At 69.0% G+C, this 6,888-nt stretch carries 5 protein-coding genes; all 5 read right to left on the bottom strand.

Going from position 1 to position 6,888, the window contains the following annotated elements; genetic code table 11:
- Positions 1 to 157: 157 nt before the first annotated feature.
- Complete coding sequence (gene flgA / locus HKL97_RS04080) at positions 158 to 832, bottom strand: flagellar basal body P-ring formation chaperone FlgA (RefSeq protein WP_291422828.1); 675 nt, start codon at positions 830 to 832, stop codon at positions 158 to 160.
- On the bottom strand, positions 829 to 4,272 hold the full coding sequence (locus tag HKL97_RS04075; protein WP_291422827.1) for a hypothetical protein: 3,444 nt from the start codon (positions 4,270 to 4,272) through the stop codon (positions 829 to 831). Before HKL97_RS04075 ends, flgA begins: the two co-directional genes overlap by 4 nt.
- Positions 4,273 to 4,283: 11 nt before the next feature.
- On the bottom strand, positions 4,284 to 5,495 hold the full coding sequence (flgL, locus tag HKL97_RS04070) for a flagellar hook-associated protein FlgL (RefSeq protein WP_291422826.1): 1,212 nt from the start codon (positions 5,493 to 5,495) through the stop codon (positions 4,284 to 4,286).
- An 11-nt stretch (positions 5,496 to 5,506) separates the two neighbouring features.
- On the bottom strand, positions 5,507 to 5,926 hold the full coding sequence (locus HKL97_RS04065; RefSeq protein WP_291422825.1) for a hypothetical protein: 420 nt from the start codon (positions 5,924 to 5,926) through the stop codon (positions 5,507 to 5,509).
- 10 nt (positions 5,927 to 5,936) lie between these two features.
- Positions 5,937 to 6,888, bottom strand: a 952-nt coding sequence (locus HKL97_RS04060; RefSeq protein ID WP_291422824.1) for a FliI/YscN family ATPase, incomplete at its 5' end; no start/stop codon positions are given.

Here is a 6,888-nt window from a genome sequence, read left to right as displayed (position 1 = left end):
GTTGAGCGCCTGGAGCGCCCCGGTATTCGTCATGATAGAACCTACGGCCGACATATTGAAAACTCCTTGGGTTGCGGTTGCCGTACCCATTTATTCGGGGGTGGGAGGAGAAGTTTTCCTGCAAGTGCAACTTTAAGTTTTTTGATGGGGGAAATATTCATGGCTGGAGGTTCAGCACCGGGCCGGTGGCGGTGATTTGGGCTGAGAAACGGCGGCCGCTGGAGGGATTGGTGAAAAGGATCGTGTCGCCTATGCGCCCGGTCTCGGTGGCAACGGCGTTGAGCGAGAGCGTGACCCCGCCGCTGATGACCTGGACCGCGACGGTCTGCCCGGATTTGACCATGACAGGCTCGGCAATGTCCGCCGGGTTGAGAATGCCGCCCGCCGAGACCGACATGATGGCGCTGGCGCCGAGAAGCTGGGCGGGGTCGTAATAAACCTGCCGCCCGGCATAAAGGGAGACGGGTTCGCGGGCCAGGGTGATGTCGCCCCGGCCCAGGGTTTGCCCGGCGGCGATGGGGCGCGCGGCGATGACGACGTTCTCGGTCTGCGCCACGGTGACGGTGACATAAAGCGTCCAGGCCGGGGACGGGCAATGCGCCGCCGCTTGTTCATAAGGCGCGGTGCCGCTGATGCTGACGCTGAGCGGGAGGGTGCAAGCCTGCATGTATTGCGCGCCGGCCACCGGGCCGAGGGTAAGGCTGGCGCCCGGCGGGGCGATGGCCTGAGCCGCCTGGGTGATGGCCTGGGCCACCGCCTGCGGGCTCTGCGGCGCGGCAACCGCGGGGGTTGCCAGCAGCAGTGCGCCCAGAATAGCAGACAGCCGCCTCATTCGGCGGCGCTTTGCAGGGCGGATGCCGCCGCAACGGGCACGGCCCAGGGCGGGGGCGCGGCCTCGGTGGAGGGCAGCGCCAGAGCGGCGGCGCGGGCGGCTTGGCCCTGCGCCAGGGTTGCGCTCAGCTCGCTCACCGCGTGCTTGAGGGCACGCTGCCAGGCGGCGAGGCGGTTTGGCAGAAGGAGCGCGCCCAGTGAGGGGGGAACGTCCATCCGCTCGTCCACCAGCAAATGGCACCCGGCGGCGGCGGCGAGGAGGATACGGTAATGGTCCGCGTCCGTCTCGCGCTCGGCCGGGCGGATGAGGATTTGCGGCGCCAGCTCGGCCATGGCCTGCGCCCAGGCGTATTCCGAGGGTTGCGGCGCGATGCGCGCGATGGAGCCCGCATATTGAGCGCCTTCGCGCTCGACCACGATCCAGGCCACGGATTCCAGCGTCTCATTGATGAGATCCGCCAGCCAGGGCGGGGCGATGCCTTCGTCGACCCATAGGACGCGGGGCTTGGTGTTCAGCCCGGTGCCGATTTTTAAGGAGGACCAGATGGGCGCGGAGAGCGTGGGCCGCCAGAGAGTGACCGGCTGGCGCGGGTGGGCCAGTTTGCGCACGCGCCGCACCAGACCGGGCGAGGTGGCGAAAAGCCGCGCGGCGCCGGCGATGACCGGCTTGGCATCAGCTGCCGGAGGGGTGGTGAACACGGCGCTATAAGCCGGGCTGTGGGGTTGGGGCAGCTGTTGCGGGTTGATGCGCGCCCAAATGGCGGGGGCGCGGCGGCCGAGGTCGGCCGCGCCGGGCAGTTCCTGCGCCCAATCGGCCTCCAGCGCGCCGGTGCTGCGCAAGGCGCGGGCGGCGTTGAGCAGGGCTTCGCCCTCCAGGGCGGAGCCGGTTATCAGCAGGGAGGAGGGGTCCGCCGGGCAGGAGCGCACCAGCCCCAGCCGTTGCTCGGCGTTGAGCAGATTACCATGCAGGGAGAGCGCCGGGTGGTGATAGGGGTCTGCCCAGGGCAAGGCGATGGCCGCCGGTGCGGCATCGCGGCATGTATTTCCGGCATCGGGCTGGACCGCCTCGGCCGGGGCGATGAAGGAGATATCCGGTGTCCAGACGATGCGCGCGCCCTGGGCGCGGAGCTGGGCGCAAAGCACGATCCAGAGGGCATCGCCGGTGAGGTTGGGGAAATGCAGCGGCGCGAGGGCGGCGGTGCGGCCCAGCAGCGCCGGCGGCGCGAGGGCGCTGACCTCCTGATCCACCGTGAGCCAGCCGCCGGGGCCGGGGTCTTCGGGGGTATGGCACGCGCCGAGGCGGCTATCGGCGCCGGGGACGATGGGCCCCTGGACCGTGAACTGCCGGGCGGCCGGGCCAAAGGGCACCAGCGTGCGCGCGCCGGCAAGCACGGCGCCCGGGTCCGCCAGGCGGGCGCGCAGACCCTCGGCCCAATGCGGCACCTGAGGCTGGGCGCGGATGTCAATGATGGCGGTGAGCGGGGTGGCCACCATGGCCACCGCCTGCGCCAGCGCCTGCGCCGGTTGCAAAGCGGGCACGGGCGGCACGGCCAGGACCTTGCCCTCCAGGGCCTCGGCCTGCTGGGTTACGGCGGTCAGGTAGGTGGTCATCTGCGGGTTCAGGTTCGCGCCGGCCAGGATGATCGGGCCGGAAAGTTCATTGGCGCTGAGCAGGCCGGTGAGCCATTGGTCAAGCTGCGCGACCTCGCCGCCATCGCACAGCATGATGAGGGTGGTGCCGGGATCAGGCGCCAGGCGGACATGGTGGAACAAGCCGAGATGCTGGCGGTTTTGCACCTGGGCGGGAAGGCCCGCGCGCGCAAGGTGGGCGGTGATGGCCTGGGCGGCGTTGGCGCAAAATTCGGTGGCGGGAATGCTGTCGCGCCGGCTTTGCGGGCAGCGGGTGAACAGCGCCTCGGGCAGGCGCTCCACCTTGGCCCCGGCCTCGGCGAGGCGGAGCTGGAAGTCATACTCCTCGGCGCCGGCGCGCGCGGCATCAAAACCGCCGAGGCGCAGCAAGGTTTTGGCGGCGTACCAGACCCAGTCTCCCACATAAGCCGCCTGGCGCAGGCGGGTGATGTCCCAGGCGGGTTTCTGGCGGACCCAGGGACCGCCCTCGCGCGGGACGATCTCGTCGCAATAGATCATATCCGCCTGGCTGGCGGCGGCGGTGAGGGCAAAGCGCAGGCAGGCATCAGGGGAGAGCGTGTCGCCCGCGTTGATGATGGCAACATAATCCGCCGCGGCCGCTGCCTGGTTTAGGGAGTCGCACAACAGGCGCGAGGCGGCGGCGGGCGCGGGGGGGATGGCGCGCGCGGGAATGCCGGGGATTTCCACCGGCTCGGCCGCGAGGATGGCGATATGTTCGGGTGCATGCCATTGCTGGCGCAGGGCGTGCACAGTGTCATTCACCCCGGAGGCACGGCCCTGCGGCGCAACGATGAGGATGGCAAGGCGCGGCAGCGGCGGGGCGGCGGCGCGCAAAGCTTCCAGCCGGGCCTTGCCGCCTTCGTCCAGGCGCTCGGGCGGGCGCAGGCCGGCGGCGGCGGCATCCGCCGGTGCCGCGAGGACAGGGTTGAAAGCCGCGCCGAAAGCCGGGACCACGCGGCCGCGGCTGGCGCCGATTTCGGTGAGGAATTCAACGATGCCGCGGGTCTCATCGGCGAAAGAGTCCCATAGGGCCGCTGAGATGTCACGCGACTGGACGGCGTCCCAGACGCGGGTGGCCAGCATGTCCAGCGGGTGGAAAAGACCATCATGCGATAGCGGGGTGCTGCGGTTGAGCTGGCCGGTGAGGTGGCTGGCTGCCTCGCGCAGGCCGTTGGGCGCAAGGCTGGCAAGGGGAAGGCCGGTGTCCTGCTCGATGCGGCGCAGCTCGGCGGCGGGTTTGGAGAGCAGGTCCTGATAGGTGAGCCAGCTGCGCGGGAGGTGACGGGCCTGACGCTCGCCGCCGGTGACGTAGCTGAGCCAGAGCAGCAGCGCATGCGCGCGGCTCAGCCCGTTTTTATGGCCTTGGCTGGCGGCGGCGGTCCAGGGATCGCGGAAAATATGGACCACATGCGGGTTGTGCCCGGCCTGACGGGCGGCGCGCTCATAAAGCGGCAGGGTGCGGCACAGATGCGGGTGCTTCAGGCCCCAGACTTTATCCTCCGGCAAAAAGCGGCGGCGCAGGATTTCATCGAGCCGGGAGAGAAACGGCGCGAGATCGGCGCGATCCTCCCAGCCTTGGGGCAGGCCGCGCACATCGGTCCATTCCACGCCGAGACGGTTGAAGAGGTCGACATCAAACTCAATCAGCTCAGGGATTTCATAGAAGCCGAGCGGGTTGTGCTCGTTGGGGTCGGCCTCGTTGAAAAATTTCACGCCCAGACGCTGCAACGCGCCTGAGAGCGCCGAGGTGCCGCTGCGGTAGTAACCGACGATGAAAATAGCATCTGACACGGGGCGGCTCCTTAAACGTAGTTGAACAGGCTGAGGCTCTGCACGGTGCCGAAGGTCTTCATGGCGGCTTGCAGGGCGGTGAGGGTCTGGTCCAGATTGGTGATGGCGAGCGGGGTGTTGACCGCGGTGGCGTTTTGCACGGCGGTCTGGATCTGGGTGGACTGGTTGGTGTTGCTGGTGCCCGCGTTGGTGATGGCTTGCAGGGTGACGCCGTTTTGCGCCTGCGCGGTGACGACGTTCTGTTGATACTGGGCTAGGCCGGCGAGACTCTGGTTGAGCACCTGGTTGGTCTGCGCCACCTGCGAAGGGGTGCTCCCCGCCGAGGAAAGCGCCTTGTAGATGGTTTGCAGCAAGGCAAAGGCCGATTGCGGACGGCTGGGCGAGAGGGTGAAACTGTCGCCCGCGGCGGGGGTGCCGGTGATCTGGTAGTCAACGCCGCCAAGCTGCACCGTGTTGGTGCCGGTGGTGGTGTTGCTGGTGAGCGTGCCGCTGGCCACGGCGCTGCCGCCCTGGCTGGCGGTGTAGGCGCCGCCCGCGCCGAAGCTGACGGTGATGGCCGAGGAGCCGGACTGGAATGCGGCGGCCGCGGCGGCATTGGAGATGCCCTGGGAGATGAGCTGGCCGGTGCCGGCGTTGCTGGCGGCGGCGGTGACGCTGCCCGTGCCGTCTCCCGCGAGGCCGGAGACGAAAACCTCGCCGTTGGCGATGGTGGAGGCGTTGGTGTTGGGGGTGATGGCGGCTTGGCTTTGGGCGCCGTCGCCCATGTAGATGATGCTGCCGCTGCCCGAGGTTTGAAACGGGGCGACACTGCCGCGCGAGCCGCCGAACAGATAAGTGCCGTTAGAGGCGGTGGTGTTGGCCAGCGCGAGCATCTGATGCGCCGCCGACTGCACCTGGCCGGCCAGGGCGTTAAGGTTTTGCGGGCTGGTGGTGCCGTTGAGGGCCTGCTCGACCACGGACTGCACGCTGTTGAGCAGGCTGCCGGTGGCCTGATAGGCGTTGCTGACGCTGCCGAGCTGCACCTGGATGGCGGCCTGGGTGTTGCTGTTGTTGGCCAGGGCGCTGATCTGGTCGTTGCCGAGCGCCGCGGCCTGGTAGGCGGCGGGGTTCTGGTCGGGCGTCTGCACGGCCAGGCCGGTTGAGATCTGCTGTTGCAGCGTGTTGATCTGGGCTTCCTGCTGCGCCAGGCTGGTATTGAAGCTGGTGTAGAATGAGAGATTCATGGCGGGCTCCTTCAGGTCCGGGTGCGGCCGGGGGCTGGCCGGTCGCGCTCGGCGCGTTGTTCGGTTTCGCGCGCGGCCAACTGGGCGGCCTTGCGCAGGGCTTCGGCCAAGGCGTGACGCTGTGCCCGCACCTGGCCGAGTTTGGTGATGGCGGATTCAAGCTGTGCGGCGGCGAGGCTGGCGGCCTGCATGATCTGCCCCTCGGCGCTGTGCGTGGCGGCGGCGAACTGGCCGGCGCGCCTGGCCTGGGCGGCGGGGAGCACTGCGCCGTCCTGCCAGCTTTGCGCGAGGCGGGTGCGGTAGGCGGCCAGCAGGCCGCGATGCTCCACCGCCTGGCTCAGCATGGCATTGTGGCGGCGCACGGCTTCCAGCGCCTGGGTTTCCTGTTCGGCGGCCAACATGTCCAGCCGGGCGAGGGTGCGGGGTTTCATGGGGTTTTCCTCATGGCTGGGGCTCCGCGAGGGCGGCTTGCAAGGCGGCGAGGCTGGCGGCGAGGCTGATGCCTTCGTGCATGTCCTGGCGCAACACGGCCTCCATCGCCGGAGCGCGGCGCAGGGCTTCGTCGAGCAAGGGGTCTCGCCCGGGGGTGTAGGCGCCGAGGTCTATGATGTCCTGCTTTTCGGCGCGCCGGGCCCACAGCGAGCGGAACCGCGCCGCGAGTTTCTGATGCGCGGGGGTGACGAGGCTGGGCATCGGGCGCGAGAGCGAGGCTGAAATGTCAATCGGGGGGTAAATCGCGGCCTCAGCCATGGCACGCGAGAGCACGATGTGGCCATCCAGCACGGAACGGGCGGTATCGGCCACCGGGTCGCCGACGTGATCGTCGCCCTCGACCAGCACTGTATAAATGGCGGTGATGGAGCCTTGCGCCGAGGTGCCGTTGCCGGCGCGCTCCACATAGGCCGCGAGCGCGCCGAACACGGAAGGCGGATAGCCTTTGGTGGCGGGGGGTTCGCCGACGGCCAGGCCGATTTCGCGCAGCGCCATCGCAAGGCGAGTAAGAGAGTCCACCACCAGCAGGACGTGCTTGCCCTGGTCGCGGAAGTATTCCGCGATGGCCGCCGCGCGGTAGGCGCCGTGCAGCCGGCCCAGGGCGGTGTCATCGGCCGGAGAGGCGACGACGACGCTGCGCGGGCGGGCGTTGCCCAGATGATCCTCGATGAATTCACGGATTTCACGGCCGCGTTCGCCGATCATGCCGACGACGACGACATCGGCGCGGGCGTGGCGGGCCATCATGCCGAGCAGGGTGGTTTTGCCGACGCCGCTGCCGGCGAACAGGCCGATGCGCATGCCACGGCCCATGGTGGCCAGGGCGTTGATGGCGCCGACCCCGGCATCGAACATCTGGAAGATGCGGGTGCGCGCCATCGGGTTCAGCGGCACGCCGAGC

Source organism: Acidocella sp. (genome assembly GCF_013044125.1).
Classification (GTDB): Bacteria; Pseudomonadota; Alphaproteobacteria; order Acetobacterales; family Acetobacteraceae; genus Acidocella.
The sequence above is the reverse complement of the archived record's forward strand: the minus strand, read 5'-3'. Positions and strand labels throughout refer to the sequence as shown.